The sequence below is a fragment of the Pseudomonas mohnii genome (genome assembly GCF_900105115.1).
GTDB classification, from domain to species: domain Bacteria; phylum Pseudomonadota; class Gammaproteobacteria; order Pseudomonadales; family Pseudomonadaceae; genus Aquipseudomonas; species Aquipseudomonas mohnii.
The window spans coordinates 91,500-116,551 of record NZ_FNRV01000002.1 but is presented as its reverse complement, the minus strand read 5'-3'; the positions used below and the strand labels follow the sequence as shown (position 1 = coordinate 116,551).

Below are 25,052 nucleotides of genomic sequence, written 5' to 3'. Positions count from 1 at the left end.
AAATCAGGAACATGATCCTTCGAGTCTTGCAGGGTAGCTTTCAGTGCATCATTCGCTTTCGAAATGACTTGAGCTTTCACAACCAGTGCATCGGCAGCTTTGGCATCAGCAAGAGTCTTATCAGCGGTAGCTTTGTCTAGCAGGTCTTGCTTGTACGCTGTAGCGCCAGTACCAGTAACTAGAGCAGCGGTATCAGCTTCCTTTTGCACTGCTACGTTTTTAGCGTAGTCAGTTGCAGCCAAATTCTTCAGATTAGCGAAGTCAGTGGAGTTATTCAGGAAAGTAGAGAATGCCTTGGAGACTGCGTCGACTTCAGCTTGAGTTTTGGTCTTGTCAGTCAAAGCGGTGTACAGGGTTGCAGCGTCGGTGACTGCAACAGTCAGACCGGCATCAGCGTTTGCTTTTGCCAGAGCGTCAGTACCACCAGCCGCGCCTTTTGCAGCAGTGAAGTCAACATCAGTCTTAGCGGTTGCGGAGCTAACAGCAGCAGTGTCTGCCTTTTTCAAGCTAGCATTGGTAGCAAGTGCTTTCTCGTAAGCTACAGCCAGATCGACGTTGCCGAGGTTTGCTTTGGTGTAAGTGTCGCGAGTAGCGCCCAAGTCGGTAACTGCTTGCTTAGCCGAAGCCTCCAGAACAGAGGTAGCGCCACCGATTTTGGCACGCAGAGCAACAGCATTGTCAATCGCTTGATCAACATCGTCAAAAGCAAGATCTTTGCCTGGTGCCGGAGTACCCAGTGCGGTCAGAGTTGCAGCAGCGCCAGAAGAGATGTTCAGATCGACAACAGCTTTGTTCAGGTCTTTCAGCTCAGTGACTTTGCTTGCTTGGTAGTCATCAGTCGCTTTCTGAGCGGCATCAACTACTTTCAAAGCTGCTACGCCCGCAGGAACAGCGATGCCCGACAGGCTGCCATTTTCCAGTTTCGCAATGGCTTTGCTTACCGAATCTGCCGAGCCATCTACGCCACCCAGGATGGAGCTTGCGTCGGCTTTGACGTAGTTAGCACCAGCAGTCGAGGTGTAAACTTCAGAAACGAGAACCTTGTTAGCGATTACTTTTGCGTCAGCAGCAGAAGCGCCGGAGATGAAAGCAGTCAGCAATTGGTCAGCGTTGACGGTGGAGCCAGCGCCAGTGGACCAGTAATCCAGGCCAGCTGCATCTGGAGCACGACCGAACAGGTTGTTGTAAATTTTGATAACTGTGTCTTGACGGGTCAAGCCGGCATAAGCGTTAACGTACTCTGGTTGCTCGTTAACGAAGTTAGCGCGCAGATTTTCCAGAGTCAGAACAGGCTTCTCACCGTTCAGTTGCTGGGACCAGTAATCCAGGCCAGCCTTGTCGGCAGCGCGGCCCAAGTAAGCAACATACAGCTGTTGAATCTGTGCAGTGGTAATAGCCATTACGTTTTCATCTCCAATATGAGTCGATATCGACATCCAGGCTTCCGTTCGGATGAGAGCCCGTCGGCCCCAGCCTGTTGCCACGTCCCGGTAGGCCGTGGCCCCCTTTATGGGAAATCAGCTTTCACTGACCCTGTGCCAGTTATTTTTCCGGGACTTTTTTTAAGTCCTTCAGAGTGATAACTGGCAATTGCCGGGCGATCATACATGCCAAATTAGCGGCGGAACAATAGCTGAAAGCCTTCTTTTTCATCATGTCTGTAGGAACTTTCTGGCAATTCATTAAAATATTTGGTTACTTTCTGACCACTAAAGTTTTAATACTTTCAGCAGAGAGGGCGATTAAAACGTTACGTAGACGGGCCGAAACGGTGGACCATCCATGGTTGCGGATCCAATCTGCCTGCCGAGCCAGCGGGCCGACGTCAAGATTTTTACGCAAGCCATCTGCCATAGATTGGCTATCAGTGCCAGGGAGGAAGGTCACGGCATCCGCCACGTCCTCGAAGATGGCCAATGGGGTGCAAAAAATCGGACGACCGGTACTCAGGCCCCAACGTACGGCAGCACTCGAAGACTCTTGGGTATGTTGATACGGGAACACGATTGCATCGGCCATTCCCAGCCACGCCAGAGACTCCTCGTCAAGCAGGTAGTCGGTGATCAAGGTGACTCGCCCCGCCAGATCCGGCGCCTGAATCCGCTGACGGCAGGTTTCGGCAAGCGCTGCCGAAGCGGGTACCGGATATTCAGCATTGACCAATAGCAGGTGCAGAGAGTCGTCACGCTTGGCCAATAGGGCGAACGCCTCGATCAGTTCCGGCATGCCTTTGTGGGGCAATAAAAAGCCGTAACTGGCAATAATCGTTTTGCCTTTCAGGTTTGCGGCATTCTGACGCGTTCCCGGCGCCGGCGCCGGGGTATCAATGACCCCGTGAGGGAACAGCAGCAGGTTCTTGCTCAGGCCAAAGCCTTTAAGGCGATTGAGGTCACCCACACTGTGTACCAGCAGGCGCTCTGAACCGGCCAACGACTCCCGCATGTCGGACAATGACTTGAGCTTATCGCCATGCTGAACATCGGCCGTGGAGTGGAAAACCACCAGCGTACGGATGCCGCGGCCATGCGCCCAATCCAGCAACGAGGCAAACGCCTGCAACCCGAAGAAGGAGAAGTTGAACTGGAGCAGCAACGTATCCACGCCGGAACGTTCAATGGCGGCTTTCAGACGATCCAACGGATCGAAATCGCCCGCGCTCCAGCAGCGTTCAATGTTTCCCTGATCGGCACTGGTCAGCACTGCGTCATCGTTGGCGAATACATGGCACTCCAGACCAAAGGCCGGCTCGAGCAGTTTGGCGCTATAGGTCGCAATGCCGCAGGCACTGTTCCAGGTGGTGACGCTGCCCAGCCGCGGCGCTTTCTTGAGTAACGGCTGACGCTTGGCCTCGGCAATGGCCTCGACGCTGGCCTGGGCCACGTGTGACCAGGTGAAGCGGCTGCGGATCAAGGCATCGGCAGCCTCGACACGCTCGGCGGTCATCTCGTTCAGCTCACCTTTGCTCCAGGCCTGGTAGAACTCACCCAAGAGGCCGGCCAAGTGTTCGCTACTCGGCTCAAACCATACTGAGGCACTGGCTTTCAGGTGAGTGCGAGCACGCTCGTAACGGTAATCGATGAGCCAGGCGGTCTGTTCGGTACAGAAATCTGTCTGACCGCCCTGCCCCGTCACGATCACCGGCAAGCGATGCAGCATCGCTTCTGCCAGCGGCAGGCCAAAGCCCTCCCCTCGCGAAGGTGCGACCAATGCATCGGACAAGGTGTACAGCGCGCGCAGGGCAGAATCCGGCAGATCCTGTTCGATCAACTCGACCGCAGGCGCCGATGGGAACTCGGCACGCCAATCCGCCAACTGCTGCTGGATGTTGTGGTGCGGGTTGGGGAAGGTTTTGATAATCAGCACCACCGCGTGTTCGGCGGTGAAGGCCTGGCCGTAGGCCTTGAGCAAGACGTCGACGCCTTTGCGCGGGAAGCAGGACGAAACGTGCAGCAGCTTCAGGCGCTCGCTGGTCACCTGCGGCATGGCCGGCAGGCTGTCGAAATCGATGTCCGCCTTGAGGATATGGTCCGCGCCCAGGCCCACCGTGGCCAAAGGCACGGTCACGCCGTTGTCCCGCAACGTGGTGGTCACCCAGCTGGACATGCTGGTGATCAGGTGCGTCTGATGGTTGAAGTCATGGCAGTAGGCTTGCGGCAGGCAGGATTCTTCCCAGCCATAGCAGGACATGACATTCAGATCGCCCTGCATATCGGTGACCCGGGGTGGGTACATCAGACGCATCACGGTGTTCGCCGGTTGTTCGGCGCGTGCGTGCAGGGCCGCACAATCGGGGTTATTCAGCAGGAATGTCTGATCGACCGGGATCGGCCCCGGCCCTTCGGTGGCGCGCAAGGCGACCTTGTGGCCGTGTTCAGCGATCGCTTTGGCCAGCTCACGGTTCACCAGCGCCAGGCTGTAGGTGCTGTCGAATGGACCCTCGATGCGGTAATCCACCGCTGCTTTCGGCACCGCTACCGGAAATGTGTGATGCGGCAACACGATCTCGAATTGGGCCAGGAAAGCGCTTAGGCGGTCGTAAAGCCGTTGGTAGCCAAACTCGTCCATGCGCTCGATGCCGTAGCGTTTCATGCTGCGACGCAGCGCCGGGTTTTCCATGATCTGAGCAATGGTCGCCGCGACTTCGTGAGGCTCGGCGTTGTCCAGCAACAGGCCTGCATTGCCGAGGGTGTGAACCACGTTGCTATTGGGCGCATCGTAAGCCAACACCGGCAGACCGTGGGCCATGGCCTCGATCAGCGGCATGCCGAAGCCTTCGTGCTTGCTCAACGAAACGAACAGGTCGCTGCGGCAGTACAGGGCGTTGAGGGTGTCATCATCAACCTTGCCGGTCAGGTTGACGAAGGCTTCGATCCCCAGTTCGCGAATGCGCGCCTGAATCTTGTCCTTGTAATCAGCCACGGTAAAACCGCCAACGAGGTACAACTGCAGCGGCACTTGTGCACTGCGCAACAGGTGAGCGAATGCCTCGACCAGGGCCAACTGGTTCTTGTGCGGCATGATTCGGCCAACGAACAGCAACGTGAACGGACGCGGGGTGTCGTGACGCTGCACCGCATGCGGCTCGATGCGCTCCAGGTCCACCAGCAACGGAATCTCTGTCACCTTGTGTTCGTCATACCCGCGCGTGAGCAGCTCCTGCAGGTTCTGCCGGGAGTCGGCAATACTACCCGTCAGCCAGTGCTGCCAGCTATCGACCTGTTCCCAGCCGTGGGCCAGCATCGGCTGAATGACGTGATCGGCGGGGAACAGCTCGCCCGGCGTGATGTTGTGGAACACCATGAATTTGCGCTCGGGCAAATCACGCAGCCAGGATTCAACCGGGTTTCCGATGCCGTGATGCACCAGCAACGCATCGGCACTGCCCGGCAGATAGTCATCGATACACAGTACGTCGCCGGCCATTTGCTCTGACGGTTGGATGCAATAGATATCCGACTTGACGCCTGCCAGGCGCAGCAGCTTGCGGGTCAACATCATCCCGTTGCTGATGCCGTCACCGTGACTGACACTGATGGCGAACTGGTGGATGGTGACCTTTGCTTCGTTTTGCATGAGCTGACCTGGGACAAAAATTGAAAAGAAAATAAAAGAGGGTGTTATTGAACACTACAAAGAGGTGGGCCGCATTCGGCATTCGGTTTACGTGGCAACCGCTATAAAAAAGGGCCGCGTTTTCACGCGACCCTTATGACTAGCTAGCTAGATAGCTATATAGCTATAAAGATATCAGAAAGACTTGCCGACCTTCACTCGCTCCAGGTCAGCCTTGACCATCAGCTGGCAAAGCTCTTCCAGCGTAGTCTTGGGTTCCCAGCCAAGTACGCGCTTGGCTTTTTCGGGGTCACCAATCAGCAGTTCGACTTCGGCAGGACGATAGAACTTCGGGTTGACCTGAATAACGGTCTTGCCGGTCTTGGTGTCGATACCGTGTTCGTTGTCCGCACTGCCCTTCCAATCCAGTTCGATGTCTACGGCCTTGAACGCCATGGACACGAAGTCGCGAACTGTCTCGGTACGATTGGTCGCCAGGACAAAGGTGTCAGGTTCATCGGCCTGCAGCATGCGCCACATACCTTCGACATATTCCTTGGCGAAGCCCCAGTCACGCTTGGCGTCCATGTTGCCCAGCTCCAGGCAATCCTGCATGCCAAGGGAGATGCGCGCAACGGCGTCGGTGATCTTGCGGGTTACGAACTCTTTACCGCGAAGGGGGGATTCGTGGTTGAACAAAATGCCGCTGGAACCAAAAATCCCGTAGGACTCACGGTAATTGATGGTCATCCAGTGCGCATAGAGCTTGGCCACGCCGTACGGGCTGCGCGGGTAAAAATCAGTGTTTTCGGTCTGCGGGATCTGCTGAACCTTACCGAACATTTCCGAGGTAGAAGCCTGATAGAAGCGAATCTTCGGATTAACGATACGGATCGCTTCCAGCAGGTTTACTGCACCGATACCGGTGATTTCCGCGGTGGTGATTGGCTGGTCGAAAGAGACGCCTACGAAGCTCTGAGCCGCAAGGTTGTAGACCTCGGTTGGCTCGGCTTTCTGTAGCAGACGGATGCTGGCGCCCAGGTCAGTGAGGTCATGTTCAACCAGCTCCAAGTTTTCATGGGAGGCAACCCCCAATTCTTCCAGACGCCAGAAGTTAACCGAACTCGTGCGACGATAAGTGCCATATACCTTGTAGCCCTTCTCCAGCAGCAGCTGGGTAAGGTACGCACCATCCTGACCTGTTACGCCTGTGATGATGACTGACTTTTTACTTGTGTTCATTGCTTCATGTTCCGGTCGGAGACAGGGTTCGTTGCGCTGTTATTACTCAACCACACATTGACGCTCTCGACGCTTTCCTCGGAAAGCTTGCCAGCCCAGCGGTTGAGGATGAACAGGTTCGTAATGAAATCGTATTGAGTTTTTAGCAGATCGCGACGAGCTTTGAACTCGTTTTGTGTCGCGGTCAACACGTCCACGGCATTGACCACACCAAAGGCAAACGCCTTTTCTGCAGCAATACTGGACTTCTCCGCGGATGCCAACGCGGTGCGGTTAGCCCGTATTTTTTCGACGCTCGAATCCGCAGTCAAATAGGCATTGGTGGTTTCTTTGACAACCTGGCGGCGCATCGCCTCCATTTGCATTTCCGCAGTCAACTGGTCCTCATACAGACCACGCACCCTGGCGGACGTCGAACCGCCACTGTAAATCGGGATTTGTACCCCAATACCCGCCACATAGCTGTCGGTTTTTGGTGCCAAGGAGTTGTTGTAGCCTTCGTTGGTATTCTGCGCGCTTAAATTCAAGCTGACCGTAGGGTAATGACCACCCTTGCCGCCGCGCAAAGCCGCCTGAGCCGCTTCGACCGCGTTTTGGCTGGCTTTGAGTTGGGGGTTGTCTGTCACTGCCAACTGCACCCAGCTGTCCAGGCTTTCGGCCGAAACCTGCAATTCCACGTCATCGCGCACGCGACTCAACTTCTCCTTGACGGGACGGCCAATAATTTCCGACAACGCAACGCGGGTCACTCGCACCTGGTTTTGAGCATCCACTTCTTGCGCCGCAAGGGCGTCTACACGCGCCTGGATATCGAGCTGGTCCGTGATCATTGCCAGTTGCTTGCTATACAAGGCATTGACTCGGTCGAGGTTTTTTTGCGTTGCACGGCGTTCGGCCTGGACCAATTCAAGCTCATCGTCAGCCGCCAGGGCGGCGAAATAACGCTGCGCCAAATCGACGGTAGCTTCGGCTCGCGCCTCAGTGGACTCGTCATTTGATTGCTTGGCGAGGCTCTTGAACTTCTGATAGTTCTCCCAGGCAGCCTTGTTATAGATGTGCTGACTCAGATTGATACTGTAGTTTTCGCTGTTATAGGACTGACGACTGAGGTCATTCTCTTGACGAATCCGGTTTGCACCGCCATTGACCGTGACTTGCGGCAATAGACCACCCAATGCCTCGCGTTGCTGCTCCTCACTGGATTTAGCCCGGGAGTAAGACGCCAGCACCCGCGGATCTTCCAGGCGCGACTCGCGGTAGAGTTGCATCAGATCAGCTGAGTAATCCTTGGCACTCACACTCTTGAGGGGCGGTTTGGGCGTCGACGGTTCAGCGGTTTTCGGCTCGGCAGCATGTGCTTGCAACACAAGCATTCCCAACATCAGGCATGGAAACAGACGCACAATCACTCCTCAATCATCGATTGCGAGATAGCGTTGTGCGCTGGCTGCATCAGATATTGCAGCATGGTACGTTCACCCGTATTAATCAGCACGTCAGCCGGCATACCCGCCAGAAGCTTACGATCAGCAAGTTTTTTTAGACCCGCCTCGGTGACGCTGACTCTGGCCAGGTAATAAGGCTGGCCGGTTTTTTCATTGGTTAACCGGTCTGCCGATATGTTCGTGACACTGCCTTCGATCACGGGGGTCGTGGCGCTGTTGAACGCACTAAAGCGAATGTCCGCCAGTTTTCCAATGGCGATGCGGTTGATGTCTTGAGGCGCGACTTGAGCTTCGACAATCAACTCGGAGACAGACGGGACGATATCCAGCAGAGGGGTTGCCTGGCGTACAACACCGCCGACGGTATGAACGGTCATACCGATGACCATACCGTCATCCGGAGCGCGGATGATGATGCGACTCAGGCGATCTTCCAGTGCTGCCGTACGCTCTTGCAGGTCATAAGCCTTGGTCTGGATTTCAGACAACTGCTTAACCACGTCGGAGTTGAAATCCTTGTTGACTTGCAATATCTGCAATTGCGTTTCATTGATCTGCAGGCGAGTCTTGGTAATGGTAGAGCGATGATCTGCAACTTCGGATTTGAGCATATCGAGCTTGCGCTGCTGTTCCAGCATGCGCTGCTTATCGACGAAGCCTTGAGCAAGCAATTCGTTCAAATCACCAATTTCACCGGTGTAGGACTGCTCAAGGTTTTGCTTGGTACCAATGATGGTATCGGTACCTTTGATTTGCTGGTTTAACTGTCCAATACGCTCTTGAAGTACTGCAATCTGGCCCAGGCGCGCACCGCGGCGCGCATTGAAAACCTCGGTTTCACCCGCACGCGCTTCGATGCCCCGCGGACTTTCAGGCTCGTACATTTGGTCAAACGTTATGACAGATTTGTCGTCCCGCTCTGCGATCAGGCGGGCTTCCATCGCCTTGGCTGCAATCAGCTGATTGCGTGTCATTTCGTATTCGGAGCGCAGCTGGGCATCGTCAAGGATGATCAGCGGATCACCTTTCTTGACGATGTCACCATCGTGAGCCAGCACGTCTTTAACGATACCGCCCTCAAGGTGCTGGACCGTCTTGCGGTAAGTCTGCACGGTGACAACACCTGGGGCGTAAACAGCGCCATCGAGTGGCGCGAATGCAGCCCAGGTGCCGAACAAGCCGAAAGTCACGAACACAATGCCAAAGCCGAGGCGACGCGTTTTTCGGTCGGAAATCGGAAGATCAGCGAAGCTATCGGTTTGATTACTGAGAGAGCGGGTCATCGACATCTTCCTGTCAGGCGCTGGCCGGAGCCGTGCCCGTGGCAACTTGAGCAGCTTTTTGTTGAGCGGCAAGTTGTTGTTTGTTGAGTTCTTCCATTACTTGATCACGCGGACCGTACATGCTGACTCCACCTGCGCTCATGACGAGCAACCGATCGAGTTGAGACAGGATGGTGGTGCGGTGAGTGATGACGAAGATGGTCGCCCCAGTAAGCTTTAGCTCCTGGATAGCGGATGCCAGAGCACGCTCACCAACCTCATCGAGGTTGGAATTGGGTTCATCCAGCAAAATAAGGCGCGGCGAACCATAGATGGCACGGGCCAGGCCGACACGCTGACGCTGACCACCGGAAAGGTTGACCCCTTCACTGCCGATGACAGTGTCATAGCCATCGGGCAGCAACAGAATCATTTCGTGTACGCCTGCAGTCTTGGCAGCGCGCACCACTTTCTCGGGATCGACGTCGGTGAAGCGTGAAATGTTTTCGCTAATGGTGCCTTCAAAGAGCTCAATGTCCTGAGGCAAATACCCCATGTAAGGGCCTAGCTGGTCTTTATCCCAATTGCTGATGTCGGCACCATCCAGGCGTACGACACCATTCTGGGGCGCCCATACACCCATCAATGCTCGGGCCAGCGTGGATTTTCCTGACGCGCTCGGGCCAATAATGCCGACTACAGAGCCGGCCGGGACACCAAAGCTGATGCCACGCAAGATCGGCGTTTTTGAACCGGGAGGGCAAACGATCAAGTTCTCAACCAATACATGCCCTTGAGGTGCAGGCAATGCCATGCGCTCTGGCTCTGCATGCAACTTATCGAGAGTGTCGTTGAGCCGGTCATATTGCGATCGGGCGGCAATAAAGCCTTTCCAACTACCGATAATCAAGTCGATAGGAGCCAGCGCACGTCCCAGCAAAACCGAACCTGCGATAACCAAACCAGGGCTGATCTCATGGTTTACGGCTAAATATGCCCCCAAACCGAGGATCAACGACTGAATAAGCATGCGGAAGGTTTTGGAAACAGCACTGACTATCCCGCCCTTGTCGCTTGCCTGGGACTGAAGGATCAATACATTTTTCTGACGCATACCCCAGCGGTGCATGAGGGTATTCAGCATCCCCATTGATTCGATTACTTCGGCATTACGCAGGTTTTTAGTCGTGTACAGGGTTGCAGCGATGTTTTCTTTATTCGCTTGCCCTAAAGCCTTGCCTGTCATCTTTTCATTCATGTAGGCGAGGAATAGCAGCACCAGGGCGCTACCAATAGCGACCCATCCATACCAAGGATGGAACAGGAACATCACAGCAATGTAGATCGGCAGCCACGGAGCATCAAAAAAAGCAAACAATCCATTGCCCGTTAGAAACTGCCGCAGGCCTGTCAAATCGTTGAGTGACTGGGCCGAAGCATCCATACCGCCACTTTCCAGTGAACGCTTGAAACTGGCCTTATATACATCGCGGCTTAGCAATACATCCAGCTTGGTGCTGACGCGAACCATGATCCGCGAACGGACCCACTCCAGGGACCCCATCGTGATAACCAGCACGGTCATGATGATGGTCAGCATCACTAACGTAGAAATGCTACCGCTTGTTACCACTCGGCCATAGACCTGGAGCATATAGAAGGTAGGAACAAGCATCAGGGCATTGACAAATAAACTGAAAATACCGACTGATATGAAACTGCCTTTACAAGCTTTCAACGCAGCTTGCAAGCTGTTTTCATGAAGGTTACGCATAATTTCCTAATGCCGCTGGGTATGGAAAAGCGCGGGAGTGTAGCACCTCGCTTAGCCTGCAATAAATGAAAAAACGTTTAGAGGAAGGCACTGTTGGCCCACAAAACAATGGGCGCCGTTTTTTTTGCGTTGCAAGCCTCCGAAGCTAGCAGTTAATCTCTCAGGCCTTTTCTCACATGCGCCCAGGCTCCCCCTGTGTGTTGAGCGTTTTAGGCATGAACAAGGGCTTTTGGCGTTGTTCAAAGCAGCCAAAGTCAAATGTTTTAGCCAAGGTAACTCATGCGCATCCTGCATTTTTTCAAGACCTATTATCCCGACACCACAGGTGGCATCGAGCAAGTCATATTTCAGCTCTGCCAAGGCAGTCGTGTCTTAGGCGTTGAAAGCCAGGTGCTGACTATCAGCCAAGATCCTTCTCCTGCGCGGCTACAGATGGCTGACCATCAGGTCACTCGTGCCAAAGAAAATTTCAACTTGGCCTCTACAGGCCTCTCGATGCGAGTGTTCAGCCAATTTAAGGAAATGGCTGCCGAAGCCGATCTGGTGCACTTTCATTTCCCGTGGCCCCTCATGGACCTGGTGCATTTTGCCACCGGCCATGGTCGCCCTACCGTGCTCAGTTATCATTCGGATATCGTCAAGCAGCGCACCTTGCTCAAGCTTTATGGCCCTTTAATGAAGCGTTTTCTCAGGAGCATGGATCGAATAGTGGTGGCCTCGCCTAACTATCTGGCCTCCAGCGAAGTGCTCAAGCCATTTGCCGACAAGACGATGGTCATCCCTTACGGATTGGATCAATCGGCGTACCCAAAAGCATCGATGGAAACACTCAGCCACTGGCGAAAAAGTCTGCCAGAAAAATTCTTCCTGTTTGTCGGCGTGCTTCGCTATTACAAAGGCTTGGATAGCCTGCTTAACGCGCTTGAAGGCGTAGATTATCCAGTGGTGATTCTCGGTAGCGGCCCGCAAGAACTTGAACTCAAAGCTCAAGCGCAAAAGTTGCAACTGCGCAACGTGCTGTTTTTGGGGCGTCTGGATGATGAGGAAAAAGTCTGTCTGCTGCAGATGTGTTACGCCCTGGTGTTCCCTTCCCATCTTCGATCTGAAGCGTTTGGCATCTCTTTGTTAGAAGCTTCGATGTATGGAAAGCCGATGATTTCTTGCGAGATCGGAACAGGGACCACCTACGTCAACATTCACGAAGAAACAGGCTTGGCCGTCCCTCCCGATTCACCCGTGGCCTTGCGGGAGGCCATGCATCGCCTGTGGAACAACCCTGAAGAGACGCAGCGTTTCGGCAATAATGCTCGCGCCCGGTTTCAAGAGTTGTTCACCGCTGACCGCATGTGCGAGAGCATGGTGCAGCTTTATAACGAAGTGATTGACTTACATGGCACTAAAAATAAAGCGTAAGTCAAATTAACTTAAATTTAACAGGTATAGAACTTAGCTATTCCGCACTTTTAAATATCTAACATCATTATTACTCGAATTAAACTATTGCTTTATACAACGTATTTTTCGCACGCAATTATAAACGCCAAAATCCATGCTGGACGGCTAGTTTTGGATGATCCGTCATCAGAGGTATTCCCTCAGTGCGAATAAAAAGAACCCGAGCTCATCGCACGTCTGCTTGGCGGCACCTATAGTTTGGGTCGCAACCCTCTACGACTGGAGCGATCGCAGGGGGCAGCTGGGTTCCAGAATGATAAAGCCCTGCTCAAATAATAGTCGATGCGTGAAATATCACTAAAAAAGCACCCAGCTTCGTATTCAGGCCCTTGGTAAAGCTTGCGCTACAGGCACAGCTGGTTTGGCGTTACGCCGTTACGCCGAGCGACCACCAAAATACTGTGTCCTTGCTCAGGTCTCTTGCGAACCATGCTCAGTTTTTTATGGCACTACAGGGCGTTCTCAATCAGGCCAGCCAAATAACAGCAGACACAAGGCTCAACATCGCCTGATCGTTCCTGGCCAGTCGCTCATATCGGGTCGCTATCCGTCGGAACTGCTTCAACTTCAAAAAGAAGCGTTCCACCAGATTGCGCGCCTTGTAGAGATGCCGATCCAGTGTGCGAGGGTGCAAACGATTCCTTTTGGAAGGGATCACGGCATCAGCCCCCATGCACTGGATCGTATTGCCGAAGACGGCAGAGTCATAGCCTTTGTCTGCCAATACGACTTCGCACGCAAAACCGTCAATCAGGGCGGAGGCTTGCTCGTATTCGGAAGCTTGCCCAGGTATTAACAGCAAACGCAGCGGGTTACCCAAGGCATCTACAGTCGCGTGAATCTTGGTGCTCAAGCCGCCTCGTGACTTACCCATGGCCTCGGCGGCCGGGACTGTTTTTTTGCGGCATCATGCTGATGAACGCGGACAATGCAGCCATCCACCATCATATGTTCCAAGTCAGCATCTCCAGCAAGCGAGGCCATTAGTTTCAACCAAAAAACCTTGCGGGACCATCGCTCATAGCGGACGTAGACGCGATGCCAATGACCATAGCTATCGGGCAGATCACGCCAAGGGGCGCCGGTTCGGGCAACCCACAATACGGCCTCAACAAACAACCGGTTATCGCGAGCCGTGACACCTCGGTCGCTGGCTTTGCCCGGCAGCAGATCCTTGATGCGCTCCCATTGGTCATCGCGCAGCCAGTACAGCAGTCGGGTTGCGAAAGTAGGCCACCGAATTCACCGCGTTCAGTGCTGCTGCGTGGCTCTTTGCGTATCTTTTTTTCAATCCAAGCCGGTCAGAGGGACATCGGGGCTCCATCGCGAGCATTTCCGCGCCCTAACAAAGCCCTAACAAAGCTTTATCAGCGCTTTGTTGTGGTACAGAAATGCAGTGCCGGTATTTCTGTGCCATTAAAAAGCTTTGTTGTGCCACCGAAATGAAGCCTAGGCATTTCTGTGGCATTAAAAAGCTTTGTTGTGCCACTGAAATGAAGCCTAGGCATTTCTGTGGCATTAAAAAGCTTTGTTGTGCCACCGAAATGGCATGTCGAGTAATACCCCTCTGCCTCGCTATGCGATTAGTGCGCCCATCAGCCAATCACTGACCTCAGACCTTGGGTAGTGCATTGGCCTTTTTGTACCTCAACCCCGTTTCGGTCATTCAGTTTCCAGCCTCAAAAAAACCAACACACACCCTCCCCATCAGCTGGCAAAGCCACTGGTGCTGAGCCCTAGAGTGTTCACCACAAGCAGGTCATTGCCTCCTTCAAAACAACGTTGTACCTGGCTCTGGACTTTGTCTGTACCAAGGACTGGATATTTTATGTACCTGGGTTAGGATTGAGCTATGTACCTGGGTTCGGACTCACCTTAAAAAGTCCCGAATATATTACGTTTTGGTGTTTTTTGGTGGTACACCGAAAAATGGCGAAACGACCGGCCAACCCTATGTATGGCAGCAATCGCTAAATCCTTTGTCATCGTTATGAGTAGGATCGTTAACACCGGAATGGATGCAAACCATGACTATCAGCAGCGAAATCCAACTACGTGCTATTGGCATCCTCAACGCATTCAGAACCGACAACCCTGAAGGCTCTGTGTCATCGCAAGGAAGTGGTGTTGACGCGCAATCATCCTCAGCGCAAACACAGAAGCCCTCTCCTGCCGAACACCCTCATACGAGCGTGGACATAGGCAGATTCACGCGATGGCTTGATCAGCGCGTTACAGAAAAGGGTTTAGGCGAGAGAACCGCACTGTGTTATCGCAAATGGGTTTCGAGTTACCTTGAATCGGTGGGTCATACGTCAACGCAAGAGCTTCGCGCCTGGATACCACCCAGCAGGCGCGAACGTATGAGGCAGGCTGCTGCGTTGAGCCCTGAGAACGTACTGCTTAATGACGTGAACGATACAAAGCTGTTCGTGGCGTCCTCGAAGAGGAACCAGCGTTACCTTTCGTTCATGAGCGAGAGCGTACTGGAGCTTTTGAAGGCTGACCTGATGCCGCTCCCTCGTACGAAAGAGGAAGATGAAAAGCCATCGCGTAATCGCATTGCTGGTATGGAAACCTTTATGTGGTTTACGTGCACGCTATGGACTGGCCTGCGTCCACACGAATGGCCTTATGCACGCTACCTCGAAGATCACTATGACGCTGACACACGGCTAACCATTCGGCGTGTACTGGAGGTGACAACGCTCAAGCAGTCTGGTCGGCGCGAAGACAATCCACTCAAGGACAAGCGCTACCTGGTGCTGGAAGACTGGCCTGACAACCAGATTCGTGCGCTGAAGATATTTCTTGAGATTGTGTATCGCCATGAGGATGCGAAGGTGTTTGGTCGTTTTTACGACAGCCGCCGCAAGCTGCTACAACGAGCATGGGCGAGAATACTAAAGTTCCACGGTGGTACTATCGAGCACCTTGGGGCTGAGTTCTCGCCAGCCAAGAAGTCGAAGCTCAAATCGCTTGCAGCCTCGACCAGTAGCCCAGCTATCACTGAAGGCAATTCGATCTGCTTCTACACAGCGCGCCACGCCTTTGCTGAGGAAGCACGTCGCAGCGGCACATTCAGCCGCTATGACATAGCGGCAGTACTTGGCCATTCCATGATTACGAACCAAAGCTACTACGGCCCACGCAAGGGCCGGTTGGAGCGTGAGCATCGCTACATCTTGCCGAAGCCAATGCTTGGTGAGTCTGAGGCCATTGCGATGTGGGATGAGACCGCCAACCCTCTGCGCGGCAAATACACCAACCGCGACGACCTCGCACGATCTCTTCTGGACACTGAGAGCAAGAATAGGAGCCGTGAGGACGTGGACGGCATCTCAAGCTTCTGGCTGGGCTTGTAGGAGCTTCCGCTCGCAGTCAGACAGGACTGCCGGGGTCTAAGAGGGCGCGCGTCGCCCTCTTCCTTTTCCAGTAGCCTTACCGCATAATCTTTTTCGCACCGTAGCCGTTCGGCCATTCCTCTGGTGCTTCTGCAAAAGCCTCTTAAAACGGATCGTACGATCCAGACAAATCAAACAGCCCATCAAATCGACACACTCTGCATGTGGTTCGTACGCAATGCTTTTGCCTTTGATTCTGTCTGTGCCATTGATGTTCTGGATGTGGGAAACGATCCTCCCTGCTCATGAACGCGCCAACGCACAGACTGTTTCAAGCGTTGACGTAAAAGCGTCTTTAAAGCGTTCCCGCTATCAAGGCACTACAGCGTTCCCGTAAAGCAAAGCTGGTTTGGGTTCCCGCAAAAGCAGATGTGCGTTTACGGTGAAGCGGCCATGCCTTGGTGACTGCGAATAATGGGATTTATGGTAACCGAGGTGTATTTACTCCTCGAAAAGGTCAGCGTGGGTTCCTGCTCGAACGAAGACGATTTGCTCTTGTTTGCTTTCAGCAGCTAGGCGGTAAACCAGTAGGAAATCTCCGACGACATGGCACTCTCGAAAGCCAGCCCAGTTGCCTTTTAACGGATGGTCTAACCATTCAGGCGCTAAAGCTCCATCATTGGAGACAAGCAACATCATGACTTCCTTGAGCCGGTTAAGATCAAATAGACCGGAGCCGGAAAGTCACTCCCAATCCTTTAGGATGGTCTTCGCGTAGTCAGACACGCGAGGTAACGCCGCACGTTTACTGGCCGCTGTTTTTCTTGAGTTCAACTCATAACGGCCATAACGCCGCGTTTATGTCAAATCGGCCCCCACAAAACAGCCCACCTTGATGGGCTTCTGTGTGCCAACTAGACACCAGCCCCTCGGAGCCTGGTCTACCCTTCTCCCGGTGCGTGGTTTGACGCGTACTCCGTTAATAACTGGAAAAGGATAGCCAATGCCGTTGCCCCCCCAGTCATCGCGCGCAGAAAGGTTTTGAGGCGTTGCGCCAGGTAGCTCCGGACGTCGCTGGACTCGCGGCGGCGATCAGTGATGCCGTGGATGCCGAGCGGGTGTATGACGCCGACGTCGCCCAGGAAATAATCTATGGGTTGTGCCGCCGCGTGCACCAACATCCGCACGCCGGGGGGCTACCGTTGTTGGCCCAATTGAAAACCTGGTACCTGGAGGGCGCATTGAGCCCGACGGCTTTCAGTCTGTTGACCGTGCATGCGACGGCGCTGATCAATGCGTAAAGGCCTTCAGGAAAAGGCGTTGCGCTCCATGCTCGAGACAACCGCTAATTCGCTGGCAAGGAATCCACCATGCTGCTCACGATGCAACCCAAGATATTTTATCGGGCACGACAGGCCGGTCATGATGTGTTCATCGACGGCTATTTTTACAACGGTGGCTTTTACCGACGGCATCAACTCCTCGGGCAGATCGAGGAAGACGGCACGTTTGGTTATGTCAAAGGGCATGGCCAGTCGACCTGTCCCGAACATATCGCCGGCCATGTCAGGGGGTTGGTGTTGATCCTCAAGGATGGCACCCTTTTTAACCTGGTCGATGTGGATCAGCACAACCTGGAGGCGTGATGAACGCGCCTCACACAAACCGTGTACCGACTAGACAATGGCCTGCAGTCCTGGATCGACTGTTAGTTGTAACAGCTTGCAATCGAAAACGGCTGAGGGCATTCATGATGACGCGCTGCCGGTGATGCTCGAGGGCGGTACCGTTCGTGAAGAACTGGTCAGCCGGAATGACAGTAATTAATCGTCAGAACTCGCTTTCACAGCAGCGTATCGACTACAAAATCCGGCTATCTAGATGGTCGCAAGGATGGGGTCTTGAAATTCGATGGTGTGGGCTTTGCAGCTAGGCGGTGTGACCCAGACTTGCTTCTTACTTTGGGATAATTGAATGCTATCGACTACAAATTCCGGCTATGCGAATGCAACAGTTGTCTACATAGCTAGCTATATTGATAGCTATCAATATATTTATAAATTGTAAGATGCTGATTTTATTGTGCTTTTTTACAAAAGACTTTCCGATTGAACGGCCTCCATACCCTCTCCAAGCGAAAGCCGTAGCTGAGCAGCCTCCTGGAAGCGAAATATCAGGCTTTTGACAGCTTTACCTTCAGTGATGGTTTGGTAAGTGATGGCGATTCCAGATTTGGCCATGATTTCGGCGATCGACGGCGCTATCACCCTCTGCCGTAGATTGTTGAATCGCTTGTAGCTGTCACCCAAATCCAACAACGTCCGCAGCTTCTCTACCTCAATGATCAATATGCCGGTGCTCTTGAATTGCATCATCAATTCGAACAATCGAAAACTGTGCATGGAATTCAGATTGGCCACACGACGTAAGTCATACGAAGTGAGCTTGCTGTTGAGCATCGATAGGTAAGGAATTACATCGACAGTGAAATTAAGGGTCACTCGACCCTCACCCTCTGCGTAGGTCGCCTTGTACACCCAACGGATACGGGTTCGATTTTTGCCATCAAAGGTCTGAATGTCACGCTCGTAGAGGGAATCAGCAGCCTCCTTGAGATTGGTGTAAGCAAAACGTATCGGTATGCCATAGATCTCGGAGAAACTGGCGGCAGTAACCGTGATTTTGGAGGGCATTGGTTTACGTGGGTCAACCTGGGCAATTGCCGCCAGCAATAGGCGTTGCTCTTGAAGAGTCAGCCGATAGGAGGCGCTGATCAAATCATTGGCTTTTGTAACGAGCAATGACGATGGTTCTTTGGAGCTCATCGACTAATCCTGATGCAGTGATGAGTCGATAGTACCAACTTGAGGACGCGCTGCGTGATGGTTTTCCATAGCCGGAATCTGTAGTCGTTGAATGGCTATGGGCTATTGCCGGAATCTGTAGTCGTTGGAAATCAGTACTATTCGTGGCCAGTGCTCACCTGAACGGGCGGACATCACCAGCCAATAGCCAGAATTTGTAGTCGTTAGTCGGACGTACTAGCCGGAATTTGTAGTCGATAACTTTGCGATATGGGTGGTTTCTGATTTATGCCTCTCCAAAGGTGCTTTGAGGAAAGAGAAAGAACTCTTTTTCAGCAGAGTGCCTGTGGATAACAGCCGGAATCTGTAGTCGACATAGCTGAAATCTGTAGTCGTACTAGCCGGAATCTGTAGTCGATATAGCCGGAATCTGTAGTCGTATAGCCGGAATCTGTAGTCGCTGACCCGCTGCAGGCCACGGAAACAAAGGCCTCCAGCGATGCTAAAAACAAGCTTTAAAAACAAGCTTTAAAAACAAGATAAAAAGATTTTAAAAAAGAGCTCAAAAATTATTTTTCTTGGTTGAAAATCAAAAGAAAGGCAAGAGCACGTAAAAGCGCTTAGGCCGCGCTATAAGCCGATAAATCATAAAGGCTTGGTACCTCACTACAAGCGCCATAGAAATGCCTCAGAACGGCTATAAAAGGCCTTAAAATTGATTTATTCCATGTGGATCCAAGCGGATGCCGATAGGTAGAGTCAAAATCACATTTACAATTCATGACTGTAGATCCGGTATTGAACTTGACAAACAGCACTTGAATATCTATATCTAGCTATCTTAATAGCTATCTAGATAGCTATGATGTTCACGTAACCTCTTATAGGAAGAGAACCACAGTGACCATATTTGCTTGTGTAAATACCAAAGGTGGCGTTGGAAAAACAACGACAGCCGTTCACCTGGCAACGATGCTAGCCAAAATTGGGAAAACCTTATTAATAGATGGTGACCCTCAAGCAAGCGCCGCCAGCTGGGCTGCATGGCGCCGAGACAACCCAGAATATAGTCCTAGTCCTACAACTGTCTGTCTCCAAGGTAAAGCGATCAATTCCGAAGGCAGGCAGCTAGCAACAGCATATGAGCATGTGGTTGTAGATGCCGGAGGCCGAGACTCCGTGGGCTTACGTTCAGCATTACTCCTTGCCGAAGTTGTAATTGTACCTGTTGGCGCTAGCTCATTTGATGCTGCTGCTATGACAGACCTATTGACCGTCGTAGACCTAGCGCGAGATTACAATCCAGAGCTCGACGTCAGGATGTTGCTTTCCAGGGTCGATACACGGACAAAAGACACGGGGGAAATGCTCACATTCCTTGAGGAGCAATCCTTTAGTGTTTTCAAAACCAAGATCTGTGAGCGGGTTGCATTTCGTCGTTGCATCAGTGAAGGCGCAACTGTTCATGAACTCAAACGTGACAATGCAGCAATTCAAGAAATGAATGCTTTCTTTGCTGAGGTGTTGGGATGATTAAGGCCAAGCCAGATATAAAGAGCTACAAAAAAGATCCCAATGAGTTTCTGGAAGGGGGGGAGGCGGATAAGGCTTTATCAAAATCTGCTTCTACTCGAAAGCAGCCAGAAGTCGAAGAAACTGCGTCTTACATGATCGAAGCACTCAAACCAGAACCTACGGTGCAAAAATTATTTCGGCTACGTTGGGACATCGCTTGCGCTCTTAAGCTTGGAGCCGCTCAAGAGTCGGCCAAGACAGGAAAGCGAGTGACAGAAACAGACATCGTTCAGCAGCTATTAAAGAAACACTATAATCTATAATGCTAGATAGCTAACTATCTAGCATTATAGTTAGCCACAAGCGATACGCATCGACAAGACCTGAAGCCTATAGACGGCTAGTGCGTAATAATACCACCCATCAATGTGAGCACCATAATGGTTACCAATCTGCCTCAATCGCAGAAGTTTAAAGGGATGGTTTGTTAAAGATGCTATATTTAGGGGTGGTATTATGATGGCTGACATCGTGCATTTACACGCCTGCCTAAATGCTACGCTCAAAGAGTTCGGCAACGCATGGCCAAATTTCGTGGTGCGCTCGAAGGTATGGCAACTGCCCTTGTTGGCTGAACAAAAAGCAGCCGACCATATTGAGGCTCGAGCGTTAGAAGGCTGCGCGGCGATAGATGCGGCAATTCAAGCCATGTCGATGTTCGAGAGAATGCCTGATCAAGCACCTGGCACTGTCATGCGCTTACCAGGGTACTTCGCCCTCAGCGAGAGCGTTCTACATTGGGTGAAAGAGATCAACCAGCTCAAAGACCAACTCACCATGGAGATCGAAAAGACCCGCGTTGAGCTGAATTTAGCGCCATCGGCACGTTCGAAAATCTTGCGCCAGGCTTTAGGCGGGCAAATGAGCATGAAGCAATTTCTGCGTCATATTCAGGCATTTGATATCTGCCCGCGGCTGATTGTATTTACTTGGGCTGGCCATACCACAGGAGGGGAGCGGGTAGCGGTTGGCAAAGTAAGGGAGTTACTGGGCAAGACTGCGAAACAACAGGCCATGAAAGAGGGGATTGAGGTTGATCAAACCCTAGCGGGCGCCGAATTGCGGCGTATTGTTAACCTGGCTGACCAAGCGAGTCTGGTTAAATATAAAGTGGTGGCTCCCCATCCAAGAGCAATGGTGTATTTCTCGGAAAGCTCACGTTACGACGCAATGATTCATAGCAACTTACCTATGTTCGTATTAGCGGGAGACCGTTCCACTGACGTACACGAACTACGGAATTTTGACCGGCATGCGCGTCAAGCTCAGAGGCCTGATAAAAAAACGCGCATCGAAGTGATACCTCGTATGAATCTCTATCTGAATCCGGATGACCTGGTGGGCCAGCGTAAACCAGATATACAGGTATCTAACCGAAGTAGCGTTTCCTCAACCTATTCAGCCAGCAGTCAACGAAAAGTACTTGCAGAAACGCCTAACGCGCCACAACTGGACCTCAACTTTTTTCTGCCTGATGATTAAAGCTAATCATTGCGCCAACGCTGATAAGGGTCGCCCACTCATTCATCAATTGCCGACGCTTATCTAAAAGATCGCCGCGGTTATACGCCGCTTCTACTTTGTTTTCCAAGGAGTGAGCAAGCGCCATTTCACAAATCTCTCTCGGGAAATTTGTATGCTCGGCAGACCAGGTGCGGAAGGTAGAGCGAAAGCCATGGGGAACGTATTCTCCAGCCTGTAGCTCATCCATGACGCGGCGAATAGCGTTCCCGGGTAAACTGCCGGTGCGTCTGGCGTTGGGGAAGACATAGATGGGATGTTTGCCTTGCTGTTGCTCCAGGGTCTGAATAGCGCCTGCTGACAGCGGCACACGGTGGACCTTTCCTGCTTTCATTCTTGCTGCATCAATCGTCCATATACCTGCCGCGAAATCGAACTCAGACCAGCGAGCATCGCACACTTCATTGCTCCGGCAAGCTGTATAGATCAGAAGCTCGCACGCACGTGCGGCCGTGCTCTCCAGGCTGTCGAGTTGCCGAATAAACGGACCTAACCGCTCTGCGGGCATGGCACTGAAAGGTACTTTTGCGCGTTTTTGACGTGGCAGCAGTTTATCGAGATGGCCTCTCCATCGAGCTGGATTTTCTCCTTCGCGCAACATCCTGGCTTTGGCTGCATCAAGCACTAATTCAATACGATTTCGCAGGCGAAAGGCTGTTTCCGGAATGCGGGTCCAGATCGGTATGAGTACATCGAGCACATGCTCGGTTTTGATGCTGCCTACAGGCATTTCCCCTAGCAATGGATACACATGATCGCGCAGAGAGTTCGACCATTGCTGTACGTGCCTAACGTTTTTCCAGCTTTGACGATGGGTACTGATATACCGCTCAGCTTCGTGGCGAAACGTCACTGACGCGCGCGTTATCAGGGCCTGCTCGTACTGCAGCGATGCCCGTTTAGTGAGTGGATCAATACCCTGTGAAAGGTCCAGTCTATAGGTGTCGACCGCCAGTCGCGCAGCCTTCAACGAAACCGTCGGGAAGGATCCCAATCCTAAATCATGACGTCGGTTGTTGAGCTGATAACGCAAGACCCAATTCTTGGTGCCATTAACGCTAACGCGCAGAATGAGCCCCCGTTCATCATGATAACTACCTGGGGTTTCAACTGAGCGGAGAAAGGATTGAGTCAATTTGGCCATTTCAGGTGTCTGACTCCCAATTCTGACCGTGGCAAGACGAAGTACGAATTATAATGTACGCGGAGTATAAATCCTCGTACATATGAGATATTGCTCAATAAAATATGTGATTTTTGTATAGTATTTATTTTCAACCCCACACTCGATCCCACACGATCTCCTTCAGCCCCTTCGGTTGCTCGTCAACCTCAAAATCAAGCTCACACCACTCATCGTTAAAATTCATAAATCCAAAACGGCAGCCGATAGGGAAATTAATGCTCAATTTGCTGGGATTCAGAATTTGGAAGCTCGTGCCTCGTGGTCCTGCAAAAATGTACTGATCGAGTAGCTCCGACTGATCCAGGAAAGCACTGTTCTAGACAGCGACATAGCCGGAATTTGTAGTCGATACTTGAAAGTCATAAGTATTTTAAGCTAGATATCTAGCTATAAATCTATTTCACGAGGCAGAAACTCGTAGCAGTAACTTCAAAGACGATTCCGTTTTATCACCGTAAGATCAGTCTAAATCCTTGGGCGGGCATTTTCCCGCCTAGGGATTTAGAGCGAAGCGTCAGCATCTTCCAATCACCGTGGAAGTCATGTGTTTAAGCAAGGCCTAGGGAAAGCTGGGACGAGCTTTCGAAACGCCTGAGCGTGGTTATTTCTTAGTTTTTTGGGAAACACGTTTTATGGGGAGTTGGGATGTGCACCAGAACGGTAGGTGAAGAAGGCCCTTTCAGTATTGCATCGCCTGCGCGAGTCGCTGATCCGCGTCCCTACCAAGGCGGTCAATCAGATGCAGGGTTTCCTGCTGGAATTCGGCATAAGCCTACCCAAAGGGCTGGCCGTCATGAAGCGCTTGTCCAGTGTTCTGGCGAAGCACGAGCTGCCTGTTCGGTTAACGGTACTGCTGCAGCGTCTGCACGATCACTTGGTCCATCTGGACGGCCAGATCAAGGAACTGGACAAAGAGCTGACCGGCCAACTGGCTGTAGAAATGGGCGATGGCCAGAAATACGGTTGCAACCGAGATTTTGCTGCCTCTCTGGGCTTGGTTACCCAGACAGTACAGCACCGGCGGCAAGTCAAACTTGCTGGGCATCAGCAAGCGTGGCGACAAGAACCTGCGCCGCCTGCTGGTGTAATGCGCCAGGGCCTACCTGCAGCACATTGAACGTCAAGAAGGGGCGCTGGCCGACTGGGTACGCTCGCTGCTGACGCGACGTCATTCCAACGTGGTCGCCTGTGCGCTGGCCAACAAATTAGCCCGTATAGCGTGGGCGATTGCCGCACACCATACCCAATACGATGCAGGGCCAGACGCCTTGAGCGCATGACCCTGCAGTTGTTGCTGTACCAGGATTCACCCTTCAGGTTTTGCGATAGCTGAACAACAGATGACGTGAACGGCTAACCGGCCTGACGAAGATCTTGACACGAAAATCGGCTTTTGAAGCCGCGTCAGTTTTAAGGATCGCCAGGCGCGACTCTCATCCTGGCGCGGGGCAAGCCCTAATTGGACGCCGGATAGATTTAAGCAAGCCAACCACTTCATCCGTTAATCAGTATTGCAAAAAATGGGGTGACCATAGATTTTCAGTCAGCGGCAACACAGTCTCAGGTGTGACCGGATTTACCGTAAGCGTTGTTATGAAAAATCGAGCTTCATTTAAGCCGTTCTGATGCTTTTCGATACGCGGCTTCCTTTTCACGTTTATCAATCGCGACCACGAACACCACAACCTCTTGGTCGATCACCTGGTAGATCAGACGATAGCCAGCGCTGCGCAGCTTTACTTTGTAGCAATCTGGCAGCTCGCGTAAGCGGCTGGCCTCGATGCGGGGATTCTCCAGAATTTCAGCCAGCTTTTTCTTGAATTGCTGCCGGATCGTATCTCCCAGCTTGTGCCATTCTTTCAGTGCACGTTGGTCAAATTCAAGGCTATAGGTCATCCAACGTCACCTTAACGCGCTGCGGTGAAGCCAATCGCTCGCGTACGGTGTTTATGAGGGTTTCATCCTCTTCTGTCATGAGTACAGGCCTGAAGGGAAGCTGGCCGCGCTCAGCAACGTATTGCAACGCTTGGCGCATGAGTTCAGACGGTGTCACACCCAAACGTTCCAATTCGCGGTAAGCGCGGTTTTTGAGATCATCATCCACACGGACATTGATTGAGGCCATTTCGCATGATTCCTGTAAAGACGATTGTCTTTACAGTGGCATCGAAGGTGCTATTTTTCAAGAAAATTTACAAAATATGTATGAGGAATTTACGTACTTTCTCACCTTCCTGGTTAGCTAAGAGGGTGTAGACAAAATAAACTAAACTTACTGCTCCTTCTGCCTGAACAGCCTTGAAGTCATGCCTCGAACCGGACGCCCGCCCGCGATTACCGCAGAGCAGAACCCACCTGGTCAGATTTTCGGTCAGCGCCAACAGTCTTGGAG

At 52.3% G+C, this 25,052-nt stretch carries 18 protein-coding genes and 2 pseudogenes; 8 read left to right on the top strand and 12 right to left on the bottom strand.

The window, feature by feature from the left end; genetic code table 11:
• The 6 genes from BLV61_RS30595 to BLV61_RS30570 form a co-directional block, all read right to left on the bottom strand.
• Positions 1-1,400: DUF4214 domain-containing protein (locus BLV61_RS30595; protein WP_167361855.1), on the bottom strand; the 1,400-nt coding region annotated here is incomplete at its 3' end.
• 295 nt (positions 1,401-1,695) lie between these two features.
• Positions 1,696-5,073 (bottom strand): glycosyltransferase family 4 protein, encoded by a 3,378-nt coding sequence (locus BLV61_RS30590; protein WP_090470259.1) that lies wholly within the window; start codon positions 5,071-5,073, stop codon positions 1,696-1,698.
• Between the two features lie 174 nt (positions 5,074-5,247).
• Positions 5,248-6,294 (bottom strand): GDP-mannose 4,6-dehydratase, encoded by a 1,047-nt coding sequence (gene gmd / locus BLV61_RS30585; RefSeq protein WP_024015085.1) that lies wholly within the window; start codon positions 6,292-6,294, stop codon positions 5,248-5,250.
• Positions 6,291-7,676 carry a TolC family outer membrane protein gene (locus tag BLV61_RS30580; RefSeq protein ID WP_090470278.1) on the bottom strand — a complete coding sequence of 462 codons (1,386 nt, stop codon included), beginning with the start codon at positions 7,674-7,676 and terminating at the stop codon, positions 6,291-6,293. Before BLV61_RS30580 ends, gmd begins: the two co-directional genes overlap by 4 nt.
• Before the next feature lie 23 nt (positions 7,677-7,699).
• A complete protein-coding gene (locus BLV61_RS30575; protein ID WP_090470256.1) occupies positions 7,700-9,022 on the bottom strand; it encodes an HlyD family type I secretion periplasmic adaptor subunit in 1,323 nt (440 codons plus the stop codon).
• Positions 9,023-9,035: 13 nt separating this feature from the next.
• Positions 9,036-10,775: a type I secretion system permease/ATPase gene (locus tag BLV61_RS30570; protein WP_047539394.1), complete on the bottom strand. Its 1,740-nt coding sequence runs from the start codon at positions 10,773-10,775 to the stop codon at positions 9,036-9,038.
• Between the two features lie 279 nt (positions 10,776-11,054).
• On the opposite strand from BLV61_RS30570, the gene BLV61_RS30565 reads away from it, so the two are divergent.
• On the top strand, positions 11,055-12,188 hold the full coding sequence (locus BLV61_RS30565) for a glycosyltransferase family 4 protein (protein ID WP_090470252.1): 1,134 nt from the start codon (positions 11,055-11,057) through the stop codon (positions 12,186-12,188).
• 508 nt (positions 12,189-12,696) lie between these two features.
• Here BLV61_RS30565 and BLV61_RS30560 read toward each other — a convergent pair.
• A protein-coding gene (locus BLV61_RS30560; RefSeq protein WP_425272133.1) for an IS5 family transposase occupies positions 12,697-13,400 on the bottom strand; the annotation gives its coding sequence in 2 pieces (ribosomal slippage) (positions 12,697-13,116 and positions 13,119-13,400; 702 coding nt in all).
• 857 nt (positions 13,401-14,257) lie between these two features.
• Here BLV61_RS30560 and BLV61_RS30555 point away from each other — a divergent pair.
• Entirely contained in the window at positions 14,258-15,595 is a 1,338-nt protein-coding gene (locus BLV61_RS30555; RefSeq protein WP_139213676.1) for a hypothetical protein, read from the top strand.
• Between the two features lie 480 nt (positions 15,596-16,075).
• On the opposite strand, the pseudogene BLV61_RS31800 reads toward BLV61_RS30555, so the two are convergent.
• Positions 16,076-16,288: pseudogene (locus BLV61_RS31800) on the bottom strand (type II toxin-antitoxin system YafQ family toxin); the annotation flags it as partial.
• A gap of 335 nt (positions 16,289-16,623) precedes the next feature.
• Here BLV61_RS31800 and BLV61_RS31230 point away from each other — a divergent pair.
• Positions 16,624-16,875 carry a hypothetical protein gene (locus BLV61_RS31230; RefSeq protein WP_139213675.1) on the top strand — a complete coding sequence of 84 codons (252 nt, stop codon included), beginning with the start codon at positions 16,624-16,626 and terminating at the stop codon, positions 16,873-16,875.
• A 69-nt stretch (positions 16,876-16,944) separates the two neighbouring features.
• Positions 16,945-17,220, top strand: a complete 276-nt coding sequence (locus BLV61_RS30540; protein ID WP_090470240.1) for a hypothetical protein — start codon at positions 16,945-16,947, stop codon at positions 17,218-17,220.
• 444 nt (positions 17,221-17,664) lie between these two features.
• On the opposite strand, the gene BLV61_RS30535 is transcribed toward BLV61_RS30540, so the two are convergent.
• The gene (locus BLV61_RS30535; RefSeq protein ID WP_090470237.1) at positions 17,665-18,399 is read right to left on the bottom strand and encodes a replication initiation protein; all 735 of its coding nucleotides are present in this window, start codon (positions 18,397-18,399) and stop codon (positions 17,665-17,667) included.
• 879 nt (positions 18,400-19,278) lie between these two features.
• Here BLV61_RS30535 and BLV61_RS30530 point away from each other — a divergent pair.
• From BLV61_RS30530 to BLV61_RS30520, 3 genes are all read left to right on the top strand, one after another.
• Positions 19,279-19,911, top strand: coding sequence for a ParA family protein (locus tag BLV61_RS30530; protein WP_090470232.1), 633 nt, complete (start codon positions 19,279-19,281; stop codon positions 19,909-19,911).
• Entirely contained in the window at positions 19,908-20,216 is a 309-nt protein-coding gene (locus tag BLV61_RS30525; RefSeq protein ID WP_047539383.1) for a hypothetical protein, read from the top strand. The genes BLV61_RS30530 and BLV61_RS30525 overlap by 4 nt, the downstream gene beginning before the upstream one ends.
• A 193-nt stretch (positions 20,217-20,409) precedes the next feature.
• Entirely contained in the window at positions 20,410-21,435 is a 1,026-nt protein-coding gene (locus BLV61_RS30520) for a DNA replication terminus site-binding protein (RefSeq protein ID WP_090470230.1), read from the top strand.
• Here BLV61_RS30520 and BLV61_RS30515 read toward each other — a convergent pair.
• Positions 21,410-22,618, bottom strand: coding sequence for a tyrosine-type recombinase/integrase (locus tag BLV61_RS30515; RefSeq protein ID WP_090470228.1), 1,209 nt, complete (start codon positions 22,616-22,618; stop codon positions 21,410-21,412). The two genes, BLV61_RS30520 and BLV61_RS30515, sit on opposite strands and share 26 nt — an antisense overlap.
• A gap of 709 nt (positions 22,619-23,327) precedes the next feature.
• Between BLV61_RS30515 and BLV61_RS30510 the strand changes: the two are divergent.
• Positions 23,328-23,940 (top strand): annotated as a pseudogene (locus BLV61_RS30510) (transposase); the annotation flags it as partial.
• Positions 23,941-24,268: 328 nt separating this feature from the next.
• Here BLV61_RS30510 and BLV61_RS30505 read toward each other — a convergent pair.
• Positions 24,269-24,556, bottom strand: a complete 288-nt coding sequence (locus BLV61_RS30505; protein WP_090470225.1) for a type II toxin-antitoxin system RelE family toxin — start codon at positions 24,554-24,556, stop codon at positions 24,269-24,271.
• Positions 24,546-24,785, bottom strand: a complete 240-nt coding sequence (locus BLV61_RS30500) for a type II toxin-antitoxin system RelB/DinJ family antitoxin (RefSeq protein WP_090470222.1) — start codon at positions 24,783-24,785, stop codon at positions 24,546-24,548. The genes BLV61_RS30505 and BLV61_RS30500 overlap by 11 nt, the downstream gene beginning before the upstream one ends.
• Positions 24,786-25,052 lie beyond the last annotated feature (267 nt).